General features: G+C 58.3%; 16 protein-coding genes and 3 pseudogenes. 9 read left to right on the top strand and 10 right to left on the bottom strand.

Features of this window, described 5'->3' with window-relative positions; translation table 11 throughout:
* Positions 1–21: 21 nt before the first annotated feature.
* Together treC and treP are read right to left on the bottom strand one after the other, a co-directional pair.
* Positions 22–1,668: an alpha,alpha-phosphotrehalase gene (treC, locus tag AACY08_RS18375; protein WP_339470752.1), complete on the bottom strand. Its 1,647-nt coding sequence runs from the start codon at positions 1,666–1,668 to the stop codon at positions 22–24.
* Positions 1,669–1,712: 44 nt separating this feature from the next.
* Positions 1,713–3,155: a PTS system trehalose-specific EIIBC component gene (gene treP, locus AACY08_RS18370; protein WP_339470751.1), complete on the bottom strand. Its 1,443-nt coding sequence runs from the start codon at positions 3,153–3,155 to the stop codon at positions 1,713–1,715.
* 239 nt (positions 3,156–3,394) lie between these two features.
* Here treP and treR point away from each other — a divergent pair, with 239 nt between their 5' ends.
* Positions 3,395–4,099: a trehalose operon repressor gene (gene treR / locus AACY08_RS18365; RefSeq protein ID WP_339436004.1), complete on the top strand. Its 705-nt coding sequence runs from the start codon at positions 3,395–3,397 to the stop codon at positions 4,097–4,099.
* A gap of 130 nt (positions 4,100–4,229) precedes the next feature.
* Here treR and AACY08_RS18360 read toward each other — a convergent pair whose 3' ends face one another.
* Entirely contained in the window at positions 4,230–4,457 is a 228-nt protein-coding gene (locus AACY08_RS18360; protein WP_339470771.1) for a transcriptional regulator, read from the bottom strand.
* Positions 4,458–4,507: 50 nt separating this feature from the next.
* Between AACY08_RS18360 and AACY08_RS18355 the strand changes: the two genes are divergently transcribed.
* From AACY08_RS18355 to AACY08_RS30580, 3 genes and pseudogenes are all read left to right on the top strand, one after another.
* Positions 4,508–5,845: an IS4 family transposase gene (locus tag AACY08_RS18355; RefSeq protein WP_339470750.1), complete on the top strand. Its 1,338-nt coding sequence runs from the start codon at positions 4,508–4,510 to the stop codon at positions 5,843–5,845.
* Positions 5,846–6,272: 427 nt separating this feature from the next.
* A pseudogene (locus AACY08_RS30585) lies at positions 6,273–7,154 on the top strand (cache domain-containing protein); the annotation flags it as partial.
* Positions 7,140–8,273, top strand: a complete 1,134-nt coding sequence (locus AACY08_RS30580) for a methyl-accepting chemotaxis protein (RefSeq protein ID WP_445262033.1) — start codon at positions 7,140–7,142, stop codon at positions 8,271–8,273. The pseudogene AACY08_RS30585 and the gene AACY08_RS30580, both read left to right, overlap by 15 nt.
* Positions 8,274–8,349: 76 nt before the next feature.
* Here AACY08_RS30580 and AACY08_RS30575 read toward each other — a convergent pair.
* Positions 8,350–8,460 (bottom strand): annotated as a pseudogene (locus tag AACY08_RS30575) (DUF2252 domain-containing protein); the annotation flags it as partial.
* Positions 8,461–8,655: 195 nt separating this feature from the next.
* Between AACY08_RS30575 and AACY08_RS18345 the strand changes: the two are divergent.
* A complete protein-coding gene (locus AACY08_RS18345) occupies positions 8,656–10,227 on the top strand; it encodes a putative bifunctional diguanylate cyclase/phosphodiesterase (RefSeq protein ID WP_339470747.1) in 1,572 nt (523 codons plus the stop codon).
* Between the two features lie 503 nt (positions 10,228–10,730).
* On the opposite strand, the gene AACY08_RS18340 is transcribed toward AACY08_RS18345, so the two are convergent.
* From AACY08_RS18340 to AACY08_RS18315, 6 genes are all read right to left on the bottom strand, one after another.
* Positions 10,731–11,183, bottom strand: a complete 453-nt coding sequence (locus tag AACY08_RS18340) for a hypothetical protein (protein WP_339420571.1) — start codon at positions 11,181–11,183, stop codon at positions 10,731–10,733.
* Between the two features lie 185 nt (positions 11,184–11,368).
* A complete protein-coding gene (locus AACY08_RS18335; RefSeq protein ID WP_339470745.1) occupies positions 11,369–11,614 on the bottom strand; it encodes a TolC family protein in 246 nt (81 codons plus the stop codon).
* A gap of 530 nt (positions 11,615–12,144) precedes the next feature.
* Positions 12,145–13,722, bottom strand: coding sequence for a glutamine-hydrolyzing GMP synthase (guaA, locus tag AACY08_RS18330; RefSeq protein ID WP_339420569.1), 1,578 nt, complete (start codon positions 13,720–13,722; stop codon positions 12,145–12,147).
* Positions 13,723–13,803: 81 nt separating this feature from the next.
* Positions 13,804–15,273, bottom strand: coding sequence for an IMP dehydrogenase (guaB, locus tag AACY08_RS18325; RefSeq protein ID WP_339420568.1), 1,470 nt, complete (start codon positions 15,271–15,273; stop codon positions 13,804–13,806).
* A 104-nt stretch (positions 15,274–15,377) separates the two neighbouring features.
* Positions 15,378–15,926 (bottom strand): sugar ABC transporter ATPase, encoded by a 549-nt coding sequence (locus AACY08_RS18320; RefSeq protein ID WP_339420567.1) that lies wholly within the window; start codon positions 15,924–15,926, stop codon positions 15,378–15,380.
* Positions 15,927–16,070: 144 nt separating this feature from the next.
* Positions 16,071–16,838, bottom strand: coding sequence for a sulfite exporter TauE/SafE family protein (locus AACY08_RS18315; protein ID WP_339470744.1), 768 nt, complete (start codon positions 16,836–16,838; stop codon positions 16,071–16,073).
* Between the two features lie 42 nt (positions 16,839–16,880).
* Here AACY08_RS18315 and AACY08_RS18310 point away from each other — a divergent pair.
* The 4 genes and pseudogenes from AACY08_RS18310 to leuA form a co-directional block, all read left to right on the top strand.
* A pseudogene (locus AACY08_RS18310) lies at positions 16,881–17,228 on the top strand (LysR substrate-binding domain-containing protein); the annotation flags it as partial.
* A gap of 10 nt (positions 17,229–17,238) precedes the next feature.
* Positions 17,239–18,618, top strand: a complete 1,380-nt coding sequence (gene xseA / locus AACY08_RS18305) for an exodeoxyribonuclease VII large subunit (RefSeq protein WP_339470742.1) — start codon at positions 17,239–17,241, stop codon at positions 18,616–18,618.
* 3 nt (positions 18,619–18,621) lie between these two features.
* Positions 18,622–19,443: a peptidoglycan DD-metalloendopeptidase family protein gene (locus AACY08_RS18300; protein WP_339438135.1), complete on the top strand. Its 822-nt coding sequence runs from the start codon at positions 18,622–18,624 to the stop codon at positions 19,441–19,443.
* A gap of 324 nt (positions 19,444–19,767) precedes the next feature.
* A complete protein-coding gene (gene leuA, locus AACY08_RS18295) occupies positions 19,768–21,447 on the top strand; it encodes a 2-isopropylmalate synthase (protein WP_339470741.1) in 1,680 nt (559 codons plus the stop codon).
* Positions 21,448–21,515: the final 68 nt, after the last annotated feature.

Genomic DNA, 21,515 nt, shown 5'->3' with positions numbered 1-21,515 from the left:
CACACGGGGTTACAACGAGTCTCAGTCCTTGAGGTGCAGCACAAACGATTCGTAAGGACGCAGCGCCACCGTGGCGGTACGTTGCGGGCAGTCGGGGTAGTTGCTGATCAGCAGGCGTTGTTCACTTGCAGGGTTGATCACGGTGTCCGGCAGTTGGATGTCGCAGGGCGTTCCGTAGAAGTTGTTCAGCACCAGCAGGCGCTCGCCATGGCCTTCGCGCAGGTACGCCCAGACCTGTAAGTGGTCTTGCAGCAGTTGACGGTAAACACCTTCTTGGATCAGAGGCTCATGCCGGCGCAAGGCAATCAGCACACGGTAGTGATGCAGCACTGAATCCGGGTCATCCAGCTGGCTTTCGACATTGATTGTTGAAGCATTTTCCGGAATACCGATCCAGGGCTCGCCGGCGCTGAAACCCGCATTTTTCGCCGCATTCCACTGCATCGGCGTGCGACCGTTGTCCCGCGACTTCTGCATGATCGCCGCCATGCTCGACGTCTCGGACTCGCCAGCATCGCGCTTGAGGCGGAAGATATTCAGCGTCTCCACATCACGGTACTGCTCGATCCTGTCGAAGCCCGGATTGGTCATGCCCAACTCTTCGCCCTGGTACACGAACGGCGTGCCCTGGAGGAAGTGCAGCGCGGTGGCGAGCATCTTGGCCGAGACCACGCGGTGCTCGCCGTCATCGCCAAAACGCGAGACCACCCGTGGCTGGTCGTGGTTACACCAGAACAGCGCGTTCCAGCCGCCACCGGCTTGCATGCCCATTTGCCAGTCGGAGAGGATCTGCTTGAGTTGCAGGAAATCGAAGTCAGCTTTCACCCACTTCTGCAGGTTCGGGTAGTCCACTTTCAGGTGATGAAAGTTAAAGGTCATCGACAGCTCTTTCGACTCCGGCCGCGAGTAGCGAATGCAGTGTTCGAGGCTGGTGGATGACATCTCGCCGACATTGATCAGGTCATGCCCTTCGAAGACTTCGCGGTGCATTTCCTGCAGGTATTCGTGCACATTCGGGCCGTCGGTGTAGAAACGGCGGCCGTCGCTGTTGTCTTCGGGAAAGTCGGCGGGCTTGGAGATCAGGTTGATCACGTCCAGGCGGAAACCGCCCACGCCCTTGTCGCGCCAGAAGCGCATCAGCTTGAACACTTCGGCGCGCACCTGGGGGTTGTCCCAATTGAGGTCGGCCTGGGTGTGGTCGAACAGGTGCAGGAAGTACTGGCCGGTTTGCGCCTCGTATTCCCAGGCCGAGCCGCCGAACTTGGATTCCCAGTTGTTCGGCTGGTCGCGCCAGATGTAGAAGTCGCGGTACGGGTTGTCGAGGCTGCTGCGCGCCTGCTGGAACCACTCGTGCTCGATGGAGGTGTGGTTGACCACGATATCCAGCATCAGCTTGATGCCACGTTTGGCCGCTTCGCTGATCAGCAGGTCGCAGTCGGCCATGGTCCCGTAGCTCGGGTCGATGGCGTAGTAGTCGCTGATGTCATAGCCGTTGTCCCGTTGCGGCGAGCGCAAGAACGGGGTAATCCACAGGCAGTCCACGCCCAGCCATTTCAGGTAATCGAGTTTGTCCACGATGCCCAGCAGGTCACCGGTGGCGTTACCCGCGTGGCTGTGGAAGCTTTTGGGGTAGATCTGGTAGATCACCGAGTGTTGCCAGTTTTGCATGGTGGGTTCCTTCAGTAGAGTTGTGTGCTGGCGAAGGCGCCAGATCAGGCGACCCTGTATCCGGGTCGAACAATCTTCATGCTCAATGCACAGGTCAAAACAAACGGCACCACCATCGCGATGACCATGCCGATCACAAACACCGCGATGGATTGCGGCACGATCGAGATAAATCCAGGCAAGCCCCCCACCCCAATGGCCGAGGCCTGCACCTTGTTCAGCGCGAGGAAAATGCTGCCCAGCGCCGAGCCAACAAGGGCCGCATAAAACGGAAACTTGAAGCGCAGATTCACCCCGAACATCGCCGGTTCAGTGATGCCGAAATACGCCGAAATTGCCGAAGTCGAAGCCATGCTTTTGTCCCGCGCATTGCGGCTCATGTAGAACACCGCGAGCGCGGCGCTGCCCTGGGCCAGGTTGGACATGACGATCATCGGCCAGATAAAGGTGCCGCCCTGGGTGGAGATCAGTTGCAGGTCCACGGCAAGGAACATGTGGTGCATGCCGGTGATCACCAGCGGCGCATACAGCAGGCCGAAAATCGCCCCGCCGACCATCGGCGCCAGGTCAAACAGGGTGACCACGCCTTCGGTGATCAGGATGCCGAGGTGACGGGTCACCGGGCCGATAATCGCCAGGGCCAGCACACCGGTAACGACGATGGTGGTGATCGGCACGAAGAGCAGTTGAATCGCATTGGGCACCCGCGCCCGCAACCACTTCTCGATCACGCTCATCACATACGCCGCCATCAGGATCGGCAGGATCTGCCCCTGGTAGCCGACTTTTTCGATCTGGAACCAGCCGAAAATATCGAAGTACGGCAGGCTCTGGCCGTCGAGCCCGGCCACGGCTTTGCCGTAGTTCCAAGCGTTGAGCAGGTCCGGGTGCACCAGCATCAGGCCCAGCACGATGCCAAGGATTTCACTGCCGCCGAAGCGCTTGGCCGCCGACCAGCCGACCAGCGCCGGCAGGAACACGAACGAGGTGTTGGCCATCAGGTTGATCAGGCTCCACAGCCCATCCAGGTTTGGATAGGCCTCGAGCAGCGTCTCGCCCTCGATGAACATGCCCCTGGCGCCCATCAGGTTGTTCACGCCCATCAACAGGCCGGCGATGATCAGCGCGGGCAGGATCGGCATGAACACATCGGAAAACACCCGCACCAGGCGCTGCATAGCGTTGGTCTTGTCGGCGCCCTTCTTCTTCACATCGGCGATGGTGGCGGCGGCGAGACCGGTCTGTTCGCGCAGGGCGGCGTAGACCTTTTCCACTTCGCCGGGACCGATCACCACTTGGAACAGGCCGCCGGTGAAGAACGAACCCTTGACCAGATCGACCTGGCTCAGCGCGCTGCCATTGACCAGGCTCGGGTCCTTGAGCGCCAGGCGCAGGCGCGTAACGCAGTGGGCAGCTTGCTCAAGGTTGTCGCGGCCCCCGAGGTTTTCGAGGATCTCGCGGGCAATGTTCGAATAGTCGTGGCTCATGCTTGTTTTCCACTTTGATTTTTTTATTTGAGGGGCAGTCATTGGCAGCACGCCGAGGGCAAAAGTACTCGTCTGTACGAGTTAAAGCAACAGCTCGTCTGTACGAGTTTAATTTTGTTTATTTCCTGTAGGCCGCCGCATCGCTGCAAGCCGCATAAATCCAAGGGCCTAATGGACAAACCCCCTCTCTGCCACTAAGGTTCCTGCCTTGACCGCAACCCCGGCAAAGAGCCATCCCCATGAGCAAATACAACCAGATCTACACGGATCTGCTTGCCAGCATCACCACCGAACGCCTGCAGCGCGGCACGCGCCTTCCCTCCGAAACCGAACTGATGGACAGCTACCAGGCCAGCCGAGGCACCGTGCGTCGCGCCATCGAGCAGTTGCAGGAGCGTGGGTTCGCGCAAAAAATCCATGGCAAGGGCACGTTCGTGTTGTCGCCCAACCCGATTGAGTTCCAACTCGGCGGCATCGTCAGCTTCCACGAAACCCACGCCGACCTGGGCGACGACGTACACACTGAAGTGGTCGAGTTCACCCAATGCCCACTGGAGGGTTCACTGCTGCAGCACATCGAAGCAGAGCCCGGTACGCTGATCACCCGCATCAAGCGGGTAAGGCGCATCGGCGGTAAACGCGTGATCCTGGACATCAACCACTTCGTCGCTGATGTGATCCCGGGTTTGCACCGCGACATCGCCGAACAGTCGATCTACGCGTTCATTGAACAGACCTTGCAACTGCAGATCGCCTACGCCCAACGCACTATCGAAGCCCTGCCACGCGGCAAGGACGACCAGGCACACCTCGACCTCGAAGGGCAGAGCCATGTGATCGTGGTGAGCAACCAGACGTTTTTGCAGGACGGGCGGCAGTTCGAGTACACCGAGTCGCGGCATACGTTGGACAAGTTTTACTTTTCGGATATTGCGCGCAGGTAAGCATCAACCGGGAAGATCATTGCACTGCGATACTTTTTGCCAGCCCCGCCGTCCATGCAGCAGTCATCTTCTCTCCTACCGCCGCGAACTCTGGGTGAATGCTTCACCGGATTACAAACGATCCCTTTGACTAATCATGGAAGCTTACTGATTTAAATTCATCGAGGGTTTTGCGCCGACGTTTTGGTATGGCGGTCAATTCGTACCCCAAGCCCTCGAGGATCGCTGCGACTTTGCGAATTCTCACTTCGGAGATCGTGTTGTTCTCGACCCCCGAAATGGTGGAGCGGCTCATGCCATAAACACAAAACCCCGGCACATGGCCGCAATGCTGTTCACTTAAGGATTGTTGACTAATCCTCAAGCAGCCGGAAAATCCGGAGTCTGATAAGGACTCCGGATTTTTTTATGCCTGTTGCCCAGGATTTAAGTGCTGTTCTAGATTTTGCTGAGCGGCCGCTCTCACGCCTTGAGGTGTTCGCCGATCATATTCCTGATGAGTGGATAACAGCAGCGGCCACGCTGGCTGATAAAGCGACGATCCGACGTCGCCGTCTGCCTTCGGACATGGTGCTTTGGCTGGTAATCGGGATGGCCCTTTTCAGGGGCGAGCCGGTCATTGAAGTCGCTTGTCGATTGAATATCTGCGCCGACGGACTTGCCAACGAGGTGCTCCTGGCCAAAAGCGCGCTGTCCCAGGCTCGCCAACGTCTGGGCAAGCAACCCATCGCCTGGCTGTTTCAGCAGTGCGCCAACGCCTGGGGATATGAGCGCTACCCACAAGACGACTGGCATGGGCTCCAGGTGTTTGCAGTTGATGGCGCCTTATTTCGAACACCGGAAACATCTGCCTTGCGAGAGCATTTCGGCTCTGGCAATACCTCTTCCGAACGTCAAACCCCATACCCGGTATTGCGCCTTGTTGCACTGATGAATGCCCGCTCGCACATCATTGCCAATGCGGCCATCAGCCCTTATCGAAAGGGCGAGATCCCACTGGCGAGGGATTTCGTTGAGGCCATACCCAACGATTCGGTGACGCTGCTGGATAAAGGCTTTTTCAGTGCGGACCTGTTACTGAGCATCCAAAGTCCTGAGCAAAACCGTCATTGGATGATCCCGGAACGCAAGGGCACGGTCCGTACGGAAATTGAGTGCTACGGCGATGGGGACTACCTGGTGCAGATGAAGGTCTCGCCACAGGCGCGTAAAAAGAACCCGGTTCTGCCTGAGTACTGGCAGGTGCGAGCCGTCAGCTATGAGGTCGAAGGCAAGGAAAAAACCGTCTTCACCTCGCTGCCCGCTTCACGCTTTAGCGCTGAGCAGGTCGCTACTCTTTATCATGAACGATGGGAGATCGAGCTGGGTTTTCGGGATATCAAAAGCTCAATGCAGGACAACGCATTGACCCTTCGCAGCAAGACCGTAGAGCTGGTGTATCAGGAGCTGTGGGGACTGTTGCTGGCGTACAACGTAGTGCGACGCGAGGCCAGCCAGGCAGCTGTTGCGCACAACCGAGCCCCCAGCGAGGTGAGCTTCAAGTTTGCCTGTCAGCATATCGCTAGCCATTTGGTGGTGATGGCTGGCGCCGTATCGCCATCACATACGCCAAGACGCCTGGAAGAGCTTCGCGGCAGCATAGGTGTGCTCTTCATAACAAAACGCCCCAGGCCAGCAAGGCCCAGGGCGGTGAAGATGTCAAAAACCCGGTATCCGATTAACCGCAATGCTGCTCCGCTTAAGTGAACAGCATTGGGCACATGGCCGGGGTTTTGTTGTTCAGCATTCACCTGCTAAAGCAGGATCATTCCCGCTCTATTATCAACTAGAAAATTCCACCCTTTAAATAAAGGCCATAATAAAAAACAGCCAAACCATGGGAAATACTATGATTGATAGATAAACAACCTAAGTTTTCTTTGTTATCGCTGATGCGAATTGCCCCTACTGCCGACTTGGCGTTGCGCCATAAGTACTCAGTCCAAAGTCAGACCGGCTAACGCTTTACGAAGTAGAAGCCTGGGTCAGCGAAATGTGGGCAGCTCTATCAATTCTGCATTGCCGTTGACAGCCACCGGTCGCCTAATCATTCAAAATATCATGTAGCGCCTCAACTACCGGGCTTGGCTGCCGCTATTAACTAAAGCCAACCCTAATTTTGTGGAGTTACAGCATGTCGCTACTTCCCAACCGCATCGCAGGGCGAATGACTCTGGGGATCCTGACGCTGCTGGTTCTCACGGCATTGGCGATTTACTCAGTCATGACCTTGGGCGGCAAGCCTCAGTTAGTGGCAGCAGGAACCGAGGCAGCGGAACAATCGGCCCGTGCGATTACACGCCAGTTAGCCCTGCAAGTGAATCGCATTGAAGGCACCGCTACAGCGATGGCGCACCTGGCTGAAACCCTGCCCCACGACGAAAACCTGCTCAAGGCTAATCTGCCTAATGTAATCGACAGCCAAGGCGATGCAGCCATTGCAGGCGGCGGTCTGTGGCCAGAGCCCAACAGTTTTACTGCCGGTACTGATCGCCGAAGTTTTTTCTGGGCACGCAACGTCAGCAATGGGTTGGATTACTCGGACGAGTACAACGCCGCGCAAACCCCGCCGTATCAGGCTGAGTCCTGGTACACGGGAGCGAAATCCGCGCCATCGGGACGTTGCGTCTGGTCAGATGCTTATCAGGACCCGGTCAGTGGCGTGGCAATGACGACCTGTAGCGTGCCCTACCTCGCAAAGGGCGCGTTTGCCGGTGTCGCCACTATCGACCTCAAGCTTGACGGCCTCGCAGCGTTTCTCAAGGCCAAGGGCAATGTCACCGGCGGCTACGCTTTTGCGGTCGATCCTTCAGGGAACCTGCTGTTTTTCCCCGATGCAAAGAGCACCAAGGGCCTGCCGACCATTGCCGGGTTGAGCCAGGAACAAACGTGGTTGAAGCCGGTCGCCGAAAGCCTGTCGAGCAAGCCGGCCGGCACGACAACGCTGTATCTGGAACACGATGCGCGCTTGGATGGACCGGCTTACATCACATTGGAAACCATGGAAGGCACCGGCTGGCGCATTGGGCTGGTCACGCCAGAGGCCCGCGTGGTCGGACTCGCGAACAAGCTGACCGGGCAGATCTTGCTGTTCTTGCTACCGCTGTTGGGCATCCTGCTGGGGCTGGCATGGCTGGCCGGCAAACGGCTGCTCACTCAGCTTGAGGAAACCACTGCGCAAATCGAACGTCTGGGCCAAGGCGGTCAGGCAGGCGCTCAGCTAGAGATTCTGCGGTCAGATGAACTCGGCGCGTTGCGCATTGCGGTCAACCATTACGCTGGCTCTCTGCAGGCCATGCTGCGACGCATTGCCGATGAGTCGGTGTCACTGGAAACCCAGGCCAACGAACTGGCGCAACTGTCCAATGGCCTGGCTGAACGGGCAGAGACTCAACGCATGGACAACACCCTGCTCGCCACCGCCATTACTGAAATGTCGGCCAGCGCCAACGAGGTCGCACGCAACACCACAGACTGCTCGGACACGGCCCGCAGCTCACTGGTAGAAGCGCAAAAGAGTCAGGACCAAGTCAACCGCAACGGTGAATCCATCGAAAGCCTGGCGACCGACATCTCAGGCGCGGCCACCGCCATGACTCAGTTAGGTGAAGACATCGAGCGAGTTGGCAGCGTGCTGGAGGTAATCAAATCGATCTCTCAGCAGACGAATCTATTGGCGCTCAACGCTGCTATCGAGGCCGCTAGAGCCGGTGAGCAAGGACGTGGCTTTGCGGTGGTGGCAGATGAAGTGCGCACGCTCGCAGGCCGCACACAAACGTCTGCCAACGAAATTCAGGAGATGATCACCCAGCTGCGCCAGGCATCAAATTCTGCCGTCACAACCATGCAAAACGGCGCTCAACGCACTCGCGAATCAGTGCAACAGGCAGTCGGCGTGTCCGCCACATTGGGCACTACGGTGGGCAGTTTCGATGACATCGTCCAGCGCGCCCAGCAGATCGCCGTTGCCGCCCAAGAGCAGAGCCACGTGACTCAGGAAATCAACGAGCTGGCGGTACGTATCCATGCGGCCAGCGAAGAAGGCGCGCGAGATGCGAGCACCCTTCGGGAACTGGGCAAAGGCATGCAGTCGATCTCAACCCGTCTGGGTGGATTGAGCCGCGGCGCCCAATAGCCACGCGGGGGAAAACCGGCATCAGTTTAACGAAGCTGATGCCAGTTAGCCTTTGCGGCTAAGCGTGGACAGACTATCAGTGGTCCAGCGCGCAGCGACGGCAATGCTCCAGATACCCTTGCTCGTAACGACCGACCAGGAGCACAACACCGGACCATAGCCAGGACGGTGTAAACAGCAATGCAGAGTTGACCCAGTTGCCGAAATTTCGCTGACCCACGCATCTAAATGATGCGAAATTAATAGCGTCTGGACGTCACTACAAGTTAAGCGGGCCGAAAAATGTGGTTGGCGGTAAGGGGTCCTGAATGATGAATGGACTCAAGGAAGTTTTAAATGGGTCGATAGCTAAAGATGAGAACCCTCAAATGATGGCATTTCCATGGCCGACCGCTTATTACGTCGCTTCTTGAGACTCCACCAAGCGTGGTTAGACTTCATCGTCGTCGCCTGTTTGGGCACTTGCGTGCTTTGGGCTGGCCTTCACCTTGACCTTTATGAAGCACTTGCTCGCTTCAATATCCGGCACGAGAGCTGGCAGGCAGACGAGTTCTTTTTAGGCCTCATCGTCATGGGCTGGTGTGGCTTTGCCTTTGGTATTCGAAGGGTCTACGAGCTTCGCAAGGAAATTGTCGGTCGACGTCTGGCTGAAAAAGCGGCCATCGATATGGCCATCCATGACACCTTGACGCGGTTGCCCAACCGTAGAGGGCTGGACTTGGAGTTCCATTCACGCAGACTGTGTCCTAATGATCCGTTCTTTCTTGTACTGTTTGACTTAGATGGCTTTAAATCAGCAAACGATGTTTATGGTCATAGCTATGGCGATCGGCTGTTGCGGGAATTGGCAAGCCGTATCAGTACAAGCCTACCAGATGGTGATTTCGCCTGCCGTCTGGGCGGAGATGAGTTTGCGCTCATCATTCGGTCTGCAAAAACAGCCGAGTCAGCTCGTCTTTTCCTAGATCAACTCGCCTCTTTGATTTCAAGCCCTATGGTATTTGACTCCGTATGTCTCTGCACAGCGGGCACCTATGGTGTTGCACAGTTTCCACAAGACGGGAGGGACCTTAGCAGCTTGCTGCGGCGGGCCGATCTTGCGCTGTACCAAGGTAAGCATGACGGCAAGAATACAGTTCGGTTTTTCGATCCGAGTCGGGATGTGCATCTGGAAAAGCAATCCCAAGTAGTGCAGTTGCTGCGCGAAGCACTCGATAATGGCTATCTGAGCTTGGCATATCAGCCAATTGTTGCTCTGGAGGATGAGCGTATTGTTGGCTTCGAGGCCTTGGCCCGCCTGAACCATCCCTTGCATGGGCCGATTTCCCCCTTACATTTCATCCCTGCTGCTGAGCGATCCGGCCTGATGCGCGAGCTCACCACGTTATTGCTGGAACGAGCCTGCCGGGAGGCAGCAGTTTGGCCTGAGCACCTATTGCTAGCATTCAACCTGAGCGCATTGGACCTTCGTGACGAAAATCTCGTCAACCGAGTGAAGGGTGCATTACAGCGAACCGGCTTCCCACCGAATAGGCTTGAATTGGAAGTGACCGAAACCTCCGTAGTGAGCGATTTTGGAATGGCAAGCAAGCACATAGAAGCGCTGCATGAAATGGGCATCCGCATCGCCATGGACGATTTTGGGACAGGCTACTCCAGCTTGGCTCAACTGGCTCAGTTCAATTTTGACAAACTTAAAATAGATCGCACTTTCATCAGCACGGTTCTTGAAAACGACAAGAATGCCCGCATCGTCCGAGCCGTCCTTTCTCTAAGTAAAGGACTGAGCCTGACAACTCTTGCGGAGGGGGTTGAAACGCGCTGCCAAGCGCAATGGCTGAGTGAAGCAGGCTGTGCCATGGCACAAGGGTTTCTGTTCAGTGAACCGCTTTCGGAAACGCGCCTAAGGGAAATGCTGGGATCGTTATCAAAATCTGGTAATGAAACGGCATAACTGAACCGCCCGTGGTTTTCTAGTTAGCGTGGCCGCTACTTTTTGGCCGGTAGTCGCAATTAACCGAATGTCAGCTTTTGGCTAATTCTGTTGAAAATGTCGATTTCTCAGGAAACGTGACGCTGAGCTTGGCCTGTTGCCACTGATGCAGAGTTGACCCAACTGCCGAAACTTCGCTGCCCCATGCTTCTACTTCGTAAAGCGTTAGCCGATCTGACTTTGGGCTTAATACTTATGGGGCAACGCCAAGTCGGCAGCAGGGTCAACTCTGCATCAGCGGCAACAACCCGTGGCAGAGGGGCCAGCTCACCGACGCCGAGGGAACGACTGGCGTCGATGAAACTGCGGTTTTGTTAAGTACGAGGGCAGCGGCCCCGCCTTTGAATGGCACCAGCTCGCAACCAACAACAGAAGCTGCTGACCTGCGCCGGTACGCGTCAGACTGTCCTAGGAAGCCATGCACCTGGAAATCAATCTAACGCTTTACGCCAAGTCGTCAGGGCCTAGCGGACCTTGTACAGCACCGCAGCCCCTGGCTTGGCTTCAAAAGCCGGCACGGTACGCTGCTCGAGGCTACCCTCGGCGTCCCACACCAGGGTGTCCGATGGGTAATCGTCCTTACGGGTCATGGCGTCGATCTGATTGACGATCACCGCCGAGCCTGCCGATACTTCGGGGTTCCATTCAAAAACGCCGACTCTGCCGTAGAACACGGCCGGCGCGTCGGCATCGAGGCGCCGATCGGGGCACATGACCAGGCCACGATCGAGCATGACCCGCAACGCGCCGACGGGCACCGCCTTCACGGTGGGCGTGGTGCGCTCGGTACTGTGGCCCGGGCAGACATTGGCCGAGCGGGTCACCATGTCCTCGACCACTTGACGATCGGATTGAGCCTGCGCCGAAAAAGCGGCGGCAGACAGGGCGAGCAGTGCGAAACTTGACTTCCTGAGCACGCAAAACCTCCTACTGGACGAAATACTCAAACATTATGAACCGCCCATACGCAGGAACGGTCCGTTCCCAGGGGCACGCGGATACTAGCATGACAATAATTGGCCAATTGCAGCATCCGGTGCACCGGCTTTGCAGCATTCGACTTACCAGCGCAGCGCAGGTGCCAGGTTACTCCGGGGGATGATCAGTGCCCCCAGTACAGGAGCCGCCCAAGGCGACTTGCAACTGGACGCTGGTCACCAACTGCGTAGACACCCAGACTGAGCAAGGTCTGGCGCTCACTCAGGCTAGTGGACTGGGTAGTGGCAACATCGAGGTAGTCGATGGCCCCGGCTTCATATTGGTCGCGGCTGACCGACGCCGACTCTTCCGCCGATTGCGCAGAATTACGCCGCGCTTCCAATTCCGACTGCAAGGTGCGCAGCTCCACCAGGTAATCCTCGACTGTTGCCGCTCAACATGCTGTAACCACTCGGCTGCCCGGCCTTAGCTCGCAATTCCATGCCTTCGCCCAAGTGATCCCGGGCGTCCGAGCTAGCAATGATCCTGTGGTTGGCGTCGATTATCATCACTCGGCTTCGCGCGCGTTCTTCGTCGCTCAGACGCACGCTGCTGATGACCGACTCGGCGTGATTTTTCCAGTCGAAAAAATTCCGACTACGCCAATTATCGCCGTCTGCTTTTCGGCCTTGGCCCGTACGGCAGCGCTGAATACACAGCCGACCAAGGCTTCCGGGGGCAGAGTTACTTTAAGTGGAGACTGGCAAACAGTTACTGCTGACATCTGCGCAGCCAAGCGTTCTCGATACCATGTCGGCATTCCTTATCCAGGCCATGGTATCGATGTAGCTCTCTCACATGCGTACGATGCGCGCCATTAAGAACGCCATTGACGTCGTAGCAAACATCGCTTTCTGTTTTTATTTTTTTAGATAAAAATCATATAGTTACGAATCAACTCTACTCCCACTCAATCGTCGCCGGCGGTTTGCTCGACACGTCATACGTAACGCGCGAAATACCTTCGATCTCATTGATGATACGGCCGCTGACAGTCTCCAGCAGTTCGTACGGCAGGTGCGCCCAACGGGCGGTCATGAAGTCGATGGTTTCTACGGCACGCAGCGCAACTACCCACGCGTAACGACGGCCATCGCCTACCACGCCAACCGACTTAACTGGCTGGAACACCACGAAGGCCTGGCTGACTTTGTGGTACCAGTCGGCCTTGCGCAGTTCTTCGATGAAGATGTGGTCGGCGCGACGCAGCAGGTCGGCGTATTCCTTTTTCACTTCACCCAGGATACGCACGCCCAGGCCCGGGCCTGGGAATGGGTGGCGGTAGACCATGTCGTACGGCAGGCCGAGTTCCAGGCCCAGACGGCGGACTTCGTCCTTGAACAGTTCGCGCAGAGGTTCTACGAGCTTGAGGTTCATTTCCTCAGGCAGCCCACCCACGTTGTGGTGGGACTTGATCACGTGGGCCTTGCCGCTCTTGGCGCCGGCCGACTCGATCACGTCGGGGTAGATGGTGCCCTGGGCGAGGTACTTGATGTTGTCCAGGTGTTTGGCCTGGGCATCGAAGACGTCGATGAAGGTGCGACCGATGATCTTGCGCTTTTTCTCTGGGTCGGACTCGCCGGCCAGGTTGTTGAGGAACTGCTCCTCGGCGTTGGCACGAATAACTTTGACGCCCATGTTCTCGGCGAACATGGCCATCACTTGCTCGCCCTCGTGCAATCGCAGCAGGCCGTTGTCGACGAAGACGCAGGTCAGTTGGTCGCCGATGGCTTTGTGCAGCAGCGCAGCAACCACAGAGGAGTCAACGCCACCGGACAGGCCGAGCAGCACGTTGTCGGTGCCGACTTGGGCACGCACGTTGGCGATGGCGTCTTCAGCGATCTTCGACGGCGTCCACAGGGCTTCACACTCGCAGATGTCGAGGATGAAACGCGACAGGATGCGACCGCCTTGTTTGGTGTGGGTCACTTCCGGGTGGAACTGCACGCCGTAGTAACGGCGCTCGTCGCTGAACATGCCGGCGACCGGGCAGCTCGGGGTGCTGGCCAGGATGTGGAAGTCTTCCGGCATCTTGGTGACTTTGTCACCGTGGCTCATCCACACGTCGAGGCCGAACAGGCCGTCGGCGTCGATGTGGTCTTCGATGCCGTCCAGCAGGCGGCTCTTGCCGACCACGTCGACACGGGCATAACCGAATTCACGCAGCTCGGAACCTTCAACCTTGCCGCCCAGTTGCTCGGCCATGGTCTGCATGCCGTAGCAAATACCGAAGACCGGCACGCCCAGATCGAATACGGCCTGCGGGCAACGCGGGCTGTTGGCTTCGTGCACGGACTCGGGGCCACCGGCGAGGATGACGCCTTTAGGTGCGAATTCGCGGATCGCTTCGTCGTCCATGTCGAACGGATGCAGTTCGCAGTACACGCCGATTTCACGCACGCGGCGGGCGATCAGCTGGGTGTACTGGGAACCGAAGTCGAGGATCAGGATGCGGTGGGCGTGAATGTCGAGGGCCATGAAGTCAGTCTCGTCTAATGAATCAGAAACAACTCGGGGCTGAAAGAACAGCCCCGGTTACTTAACATTTTGCTGGAAGCATCAACCTACGCGGTAGTTTGGCGCTTCCTTGGTGATCTGCACGTCGTGGACATGGGATTCAGCCATGCCGGCGCCGGTGATCCGCACGAACTCTGGTTTGGTGCGCATTTCTTCGATGTCGGCGCTGCCGGTGTAGCCCATCGAAGAACGCAGGCCGCCCATCAGTTGATGGATGATCGCGCTCAGTGTGCCTTTGTACGGCACACGGCCTTCGATGCCTTCCGGGACGAGTTTCTCGGCGCCTGCCGAGGAGTCCTGGAAGTAACGGTCGGAAGAACCTTGCGCCTGGGACATGGCGCCCAGCGAACCCATGCCGCGGTAAGCCTTGTAGGAACGGCCCTGGAACAGTTCGATCTCACCTGGCGCTTCTTCAGTGCCGGCGAACATCGAGCCCATCATCACGCAGGAAGCACCGGCAACGATGGCCTTGGACAGGTCACCGGAGAAACGGATGCCGCCGTCGGCGATCAACGGAACGCCGGTGCCTTCAAGGGCGGCGGCGACGTTGGCGATGGCGCTGATTTGCGGCACGCCCACACCGGCAACGATACGGGTGGTGCAGATCGAGCCAGGGCCGATACCGACCTTGACTGCATCGGCGCCCGCTTCAGCCAGGGCCTTGGCCGCTGCGCCGGTGGCGATGTTGCCGCCGATCACTTGCACATCAGGGAAGTTCTGTTTGACCCAACGCACGCGGTCGATCACGCCTTTGGAGTGACCGTGGGCGGTGTCGACCACCACCACGTCAACGCCGGCAGCGACCAAGGCCGAAACGCGGTCACCGGTGTCTTTACCGGTACCGACGGCGGCGCCAACGCGCAGACGACCTTGATCATCCTTGCTGGCCAGCGGGTAAGCCTTGGCTTTTTCGATGTCGTTGACGGTCATCATGCCCTTAAGGGCGAATTTGTCGTCGACGATCAGCACGCGCTCGATGCGGTTTTTATGCAGCAGTTCGCGCACATCATTCTTGTCGGCACCTTCGCGGACAGTGACCAGGCGCTCTTTAGGCGTCATCACGTCGCGGACGGTGACTTCCATGCGGTTTTCAAAACGCACGTCGCGGGAAGTGACGATGCCGACCAGGTCGCCATCGTGCAACACCGGAACGCCGGAGATGTTGTGCAGGCGGGTCAGTTCGAACAGTTCACGCACGGTAGCGTCGGCTTCGATGGTAATGGGATCTTTCACCACACCGGCTTCGTAACGCTTGACCTTGCGCACTTCGGCAGCTTGCTGCTCGATGGTCATGTTCTTGTGGATGATGCCGATGCCGCCTTCCTGAGCCATGGCGATTGCCAAACGGGCTTCAGTGACGGTGTCCATGGCAGCGGAAACCAGGGGAATATTCAGCTCGATGCCACGGGTTAGGCGGGTCTTGAGACTGACTTCGTTAGGAAGTACCTCGGAATAACCGGGCACTAGGAGAATGTCGTCGAATGTCAGAGCTTCTTGGCTGATACGCAGCATCGCGGGGGCTCCCGAGCGGGAAAATGGAAGCGCGCCATTATATACATGCACCCTGTCGGGCTCAATGTAAAACTCTGACAAACTTGGTAATACTGATAGAAGGGTTAAAGCTCGACTTTGACCCAACTCATCTTCTGGTCCAACCAATCGGCAAATTCGTCGATAAAGCTCTGCTTGAACCCCGCCTCCGCCCAGTTGTTGAAAATGAACCCCAGGTTGGAAAACCCGCATTCCTGTAGGAACAGGAACCCATTGATGTCGTCTTCATGCCCACACAGCGGGCAGGTGAAGTTATCGGTGTGACCGGGCATCCAGTCTTCCAGGCTGTCAAACAATGCTTCGCCGACTTCCTTGCGGCATTCCGGGCAGCCGGCTTCTTCGAGAAAGCCCTTGGCCGGCGTGTAGATGCAGCGCTTGTAGATGATTTCCAGGCCGTTGATCGGCTCGTTGAACGGCAGCGCCTGGGGGTGCAGCACCACGGCGCGGGCACCATCGGCCAGGGCGTAGGCCATGCGGTTGCCGGTGCGGCCACAGGTGGTCAGCTCTTCCTTGATAATGTTCTTGCGCACCAGCCAGCGCACGATCGCCCGGGCGCGGGGTTCGTGGACGGGCAAGGTGGAGATTTTGGGGACAAGGATGCTTTGGGAGTTCATGAGACCTGAGAGTCCTGCGGTGTGGCTACTGGCGCCATCGCGGGCAAGCCCGGCTCCCACATTGGAACGCGATCAACTGTGGGAGCCGGGCTTGCCCGCGATGAGGCCCTGAAGGCTGGCAGCTTAATCCCTGCCCCACTCAGGTCAAGTACTCAAGTACCGCCCAATCAACGCCATCCCACTCGCCAGCACCAGCCAGGTGACCAACCGCACAAACGCCTCACGGGACATGCGCATGGTCAGCCTGCGCCCACACCACAGCCCCAGGGCCATCGCTGGCAGCAGGCACACCGCCAACATCAACAACGGCAAATCTGCATACACCCCGGCGACCAGGAACAGGCTCAAGCGCACCACCGTGCTGCAACTGATCAACGCACTTTGCGTGGCGCGCGCCGCGTCTTTGGGCAGGCGGCTGTTCAGATAGATTGCGTAGAGAAAGCCGCCACTGCCGAACAGCGCACCAAATAACCCGCCCACGGTGCCCATCGGAATCGACCACCCTGCCGCCAGTTGAGTCGGACGCGCCCTTACCGCCAGGCTGTAGATCGCGTAGGCGCTGATAAACAGGCCCATCAACAACAGCAATAGGTCGGAATGCAAGTTGAGCAAAAACACCACGCCAAGCGTGCAACCTATCGCCATGCACGGCAGCAACCGCAGCAGTTCCGGCTTGTTCACATCACGCCGCGCTTGCAGCAGGTTGCCAAAGGCCGCGACAAAATCCAGCAGCACCAGCAGCGGAATGATTTTCGACAGTGGCATAAACAGGATCAGCAGTGGCCCCGCCACCAACGCCGTTCCAAAGCCGGCGATGCCAAACACGATATAGGCCACAACGATGCCCAGGCCGATGACCAGCCAATCCACACCAACAAACGACCACTGGTTCATCAGCTCAACCGGGCTCATGGAAAATTCCTTACGAGAGAGAGATCACTTTAGCCATCGGTGAGCAATGCGCCTATCGAACTGGCGCAATTGAAGGACGAAGCGTTTATCTCGATCCCCCATCCCCAACGCGGCGGCCTGAGTTATCTGTCAGCCGAGTTGTGCATGCGTGCGGGATTTTTCCCCAAGGCCGCGCGGGTGATGTCCCGCAAGACCACCCAGTTGCAGCTGATCCAGGCCGGCTTCGGTATTGCCTTGTTACCAAAATCCATGCAGGACATCGCCCCGGCTAACCTGCACTTTCTGCCCCTGGCCGACCCGGACTGCCTCAGCACCGTGGCCCTCGCCTGCGCGCAGGCGCCAAGTGCGCTGGTGGAGCAATTCTGTCAAACACTGCGCGAATGCCTATAAACTGACGCCCATGATTAAAGATCCTTTTGCCCGACTGGGCCTGGACCGCGAAGTCCTGACTGTCAGCCAGCTCAACGGCCGCGCGCGGGTGTTGCTGGAAGACGTGTTCACCAATATCTGGGTCGAAGGCGAGATCTCCAACCTCGCCCGCCCGGCCTCCGGCCATGTGTATTTCACCCTCAAGGACAGCGGCGCCCAGGTGCGTTGCGCGCTGTTTCGCAATAACGCCGCGCGGGTTCGCCAGGCGCTGAAGGATGGCCTGGCGGTGAAAGTGCGCGGCAAGGTCTCGCTGTTCGAAGGCCGGGGTGATTACCAACTGATCCTCGATACCGTGGAACCGGCCGGTGATGGCGCGCTGCGCCTGGCGTTCGATGCGCTGAAAGAAAAGCTCAGCGCCGAAGGTCTATTCAGCGCTGAACGTAAAGTGCCGCTGCCGGCGCATCCTCGGCGCATCGGCATTATCAGCTCGCCAACCGGCGCGGTGATCCGCGACATCATCAGCGTGTTCCGCCGCAGGGCTCCGAACGTTGAGCTGACATTGATCCCGACAGCCGTGCAAGGCCGCGAAGCCATCCCGCAGATCGTACGTGCGCTGAAACTAGCCGACGCCCGGGGCTTTGATGCGCTGATCCTGGCGCGTGGTGGCGGTTCGCTGGAAGACCTCTGGTGCTTTAACGAAGAGGCCGTAGCACGCGCGGTAGACGCCTGCGTCACACCAATCGTCAGCGCCGTTGGCCATGAGACCGATGTGTCCATCAGCGATTTCGTCGCCGATGTCCGCGCCCCTACCCCATCCGCTGCGGCGGAATTGCTCGCGCCGGACGCCAGCCACCTGGTACGCCAAGTCGAAAACCTACACCGTCGCCTGGTGATGCTGATGCGCAATCGCCTGAGCCATGACCGCCTGCGCCTGGAAAGCATGGCCCGACGTCTGCGTCACCCTGGCGAGCGTCTGCGCCAACAGGCCCAGCGCCTGGATGACCTGGACATGCGCCTGCGCCGTGCGTTCGAGCGCAGCCTCAATACCCGGCGCGAACGCCTGATCCGCCTGGAAACTCGTCTTGCCGGCCAACACCCCGGCCGGCAACTGGCCCTGCTGCGTCAGCGCTTGGACAGCCTTGCCGAACGCCTGCCCCGCGCCATGCGAGAAGGCCTCAAGGCTCGGCGCATGCAACTGCAAAGCCAGGTGCAGACGCTGCAGGTGGTCAGCCCGCTGGCGACCCTGGGCCGTGGTTACAGCATCCTGCTGGACGAACGCGGCCAGGCCATTCGCGACGCCGCTCAAACCCACACCGGCCAGCGCCTCACCGCGCGTCTCGGTGAAGGCAAATTGCAAGTGCGGGTGGAAGACAACCACCTGACACCCGTCACCCTTTCGTTATTGGATTGATTAATGCCACGTCTCTTTAGCCTGTTGATGCTGCTGTGCCTCGCCGTTAATGCCCATGCCGACAGCTATATAACACGCACCCTGAACAAACCCGTGCCGGGCGGCGTTGCAGTCGTAGAACTCGGCCCCTCGGCGGCAGCACCGAAAGCCACCTACCAAGGGAAACCGGTGCTGGTGGTGAAGGAGGCGGACAACTGGCTGGCGATTGTCGGCATCCCATTGACCGTTAAACCCGGCAACGAGCGCCTCAGCAGCGGCGGGCGCAGCCTGCCGTTTATCGTCGGTTACAAGAAGTACCCAGAACAGCGCATCACCCTGAAAAACAAAAGCCAGGTAAACCCTAAGCCGGCGCAACTCAAGCGCATCGAAGGCGAACTGGCGGTGCAGCTCAAGGCCTACCGCAGTTTCAGCCCGAACCTGCCGAGCAACCTGGTGCTGGATAAACCGGTGAACGGGCCGCTGTCGAGCAAGTTTGGCGTACGCCGCTTCTTCAACGGTGAAGAACGCAATCCGCATTCGGGCCTGGATTTCGCCGTGCCCGCGGGCACGCCGATCAAGACCCCGGCGAACGGCAAGGTGATTCTCATCGGTAACTACTTTTTCAACGGCAACACGGTGTTCGTCGACCACGGCCAGGGCTTTATCAGCATGTTCTGCCACATGTCGAAGATCGACGTAAAAGTGGGCGATCAACTCAAGCGCGGCGCAGTGGTCGGCAAGGTCGGTTCAACGGGCCGTGCGACCGGACCGCACATGCACTGGAATGTCAGCCTTAACGATGCAAGGGTAGACCCGGCGATCTTTATCGGCGCGTTCCAACCCTGAAACGTCCGATTGCGCGCTCGATAATGGGCGCGCAATTAAAACCAGCCTTCATCTTGTAAACAAGCATAAAATCTCGCTTCCTACGCAGATAACAGAACTTATCTCAATTTTTCTCGACTGCTTGCCATCTTTCACCCCGGCGGTTAGGGTTGAGCTTATGAAAACCTCTCACACCCTCATTCAGCTCCGCCAGCACCGCAGTTTGTGCCTCGTCAGCGCACGACTGCCAAGCTGAATCGATCTGCCTCGTCTATACGTTTTATCCCTAAAAACAGTTCTACGGCAGGCCGCCTTTTCTCGGCCCCTACTACAAAGGATTTCCCGATGAGCATGCTCAAAGACCCGTCTTCGAAGTACCGCGCGTTTCCAACCATCGATATCCCGGACCGCACCTGGCCATCGAAGACCATCACCGAAGCGCCGATCTGGTGCAGCTCGGACCTGCGTGATGGCAACCAGTCGCTGATCGAGCCAATGGACGCCGCAAAAAAGCTGCGCTTCTGGAAGACCCTGGTAGCGGTAGGCGTTAAAGAAATCGAAGCCTCGTTCCCGGCTGCGTCGCAAACCGACTTCGACTTCGTACGCACCCTGATCGAAGACAACCACATCCCCGAGGACACCACCATCCAGGTGCTGACCCAGGGCCGTGAAGACTTGATCGCGCGTACGTTCGAATCCCTGCGCGGCGCCAAGAAAGCCATCGTGCACTTGTACAACGCCACGTCGCCGTCGTTCCGCCGCATCGTGTTCAACCAGGACAAGGACGGCATCAAGGCAATCGCGGTCAACGCGGCCAAGCTGTTCGTCAAATACGCCGCGCAGCAGCCGGAGACCCAGTGGACGTTCGAATACTCCCCGGAGACCTTCAGCGCGACTGAGCTGGAGTTCGCCAAGGAAGTGTGTGACGCGGTGATCGAAGTGTGGAACCCGACGCCTGAGCACAAGATGATCCTCAACCTGCCGGCCACCGTGGAATGCGCCACGCCAAACATTTATGCCGACCAGATCGAGTGGTTCGGTCGCCATATCAACCGTCGTGACAGCGTGATCATCAGCCTGCACACCCACAACGACCGAGGCACTGGCGTAGCCGCCACTGAGCTGGGCCTGATGGCCGGCGCCGATCGTGTCGAAGGCTGCCTGTTCGGCAACGGCGAGCGTACCGGTAACGTCGACCTCGTCACCGTGGCACTGAACATGTACACCCAGGGCCTCGACCCGCAACTGGATTTCTCCGACATCGATGGCGTGCGCAAAGTCGTCGAAGAGTGCAACCAGATCCAGGTGCACCCACGTCACCCGTACGTTGGCGACCTGGTGCACACCGCGTTCTCAGGCTCTCACCAGGATGCGATCCGCAAAGGTTTCTCCCAGCAGAAAGACGATGCGCTGTGGGAAGTGCCGTATTTGCCGATCGACCCAGCGGACATTGGCCGCAGCTACGAAGCGGTGATCCGTGTAAACAGCCAGTCGGGCAAAGGCGGCATCGCCTACTTGCTGGAGCAGGAATACGACATCAGCTTGCCGCGCCGCATGCAGATCGAGTTCAGCCAAGTGGTACAGGCCGAGACCGACCGCGTCGGCCTCGAGATGACTGCACCGCAGATCTACGCGTTGCTGCAGCGTGAATACCTGCAAGCCAACACCCCGTACGCGCTGGTCAGCCATCGCCTGCAGGAAGAGAACGGCAACAGCTATGTCGAGGTGGAAGTCTCGGGCAAGGGCCAGGGTGAAACCAACCTGCACTGGAAAGGCAAGGGCAACGGTGCGCTGGAAGCACTGGTAGCCGGCCTGCCGATTGCCGTGGAAATCATGGACTACAACGAACATGCAATCGGTGCAGGAACCAATGCCAAGGCGGCGGCCTACATCGAGCTGCGTGTGAACGGTGAGCGTCCGGTACATGGTGTGGGTATTGATGAAAACATCACCACTGCGAGCTTCAAGGCGTTGTTCAGTGCGTTGAACCGCTCGTTGAGTCAGATGGAAGCTAAAGCGGCGTAAGTTTTATCGCTGCAATACAAAAGGCCCTTGGATGAGAATCCAGGGGCCTTTTTGTTAGGCTTCAGATT

It is taken from the genome of Pseudomonas sp. EL_65y_Pfl1_R83 (assembly GCF_963970695.1).
GTDB classification, from domain to species: domain Bacteria; phylum Pseudomonadota; class Gammaproteobacteria; order Pseudomonadales; family Pseudomonadaceae; genus Aquipseudomonas; species Aquipseudomonas tritici.
The sequence above is the reverse complement of the archived record's forward strand: the minus strand, read 5'-3'. Positions and strand labels throughout refer to the sequence as shown.

Coding starts and splice junctions, on each gene's coding strand:
- treC (WP_339470752.1), bottom strand. CDS start 1,668: ATGCAAAACTGGCAACACTCGGTGATCTACCAGATCTACCCCAAAAGC.
- treP (WP_339470751.1), bottom strand. CDS start 3,155: ATGAGCCACGACTATTCGAACATTGCCCGCGAGATCCTCGAAAACCTC.
- treR (WP_339436004.1), top strand. CDS start 3,395: ATGAGCAAATACAACCAGATCTACACGGATCTGCTTGCCAGCATCACC.
- AACY08_RS18355 (WP_339470750.1), top strand. CDS start 4,508: ATGCCTGTTGCCCAGGATTTAAGTGCTGTTCTAGATTTTGCTGAGCGG.
- AACY08_RS30580 (WP_445262033.1), top strand. CDS start 7,140: ATGGAAGGCACCGGCTGGCGCATTGGGCTGGTCACGCCAGAGGCCCGC.
- AACY08_RS18345 (WP_339470747.1), top strand. CDS start 8,656: ATGGCCGACCGCTTATTACGTCGCTTCTTGAGACTCCACCAAGCGTGG.
- guaA (WP_339420569.1), bottom strand. CDS start 13,722: ATGGCCCTCGACATTCACGCCCACCGCATCCTGATCCTCGACTTCGGT.
- guaB (WP_339420568.1), bottom strand. CDS start 15,273: ATGCTGCGTATCAGCCAAGAAGCTCTGACATTCGACGACATTCTCCTA.
- AACY08_RS18320 (WP_339420567.1), bottom strand. CDS start 15,926: ATGAACTCCCAAAGCATCCTTGTCCCCAAAATCTCCACCTTGCCCGTC.
- AACY08_RS18315 (WP_339470744.1), bottom strand. CDS start 16,838: ATGAGCCCGGTTGAGCTGATGAACCAGTGGTCGTTTGTTGGTGTGGAT.
- xseA (WP_339470742.1), top strand. CDS start 17,239: ATGATTAAAGATCCTTTTGCCCGACTGGGCCTGGACCGCGAAGTCCTG.
- AACY08_RS18300 (WP_339438135.1), top strand. CDS start 18,622: ATGCCACGTCTCTTTAGCCTGTTGATGCTGCTGTGCCTCGCCGTTAAT.
- leuA (WP_339470741.1), top strand. CDS start 19,768: ATGAGCATGCTCAAAGACCCGTCTTCGAAGTACCGCGCGTTTCCAACC.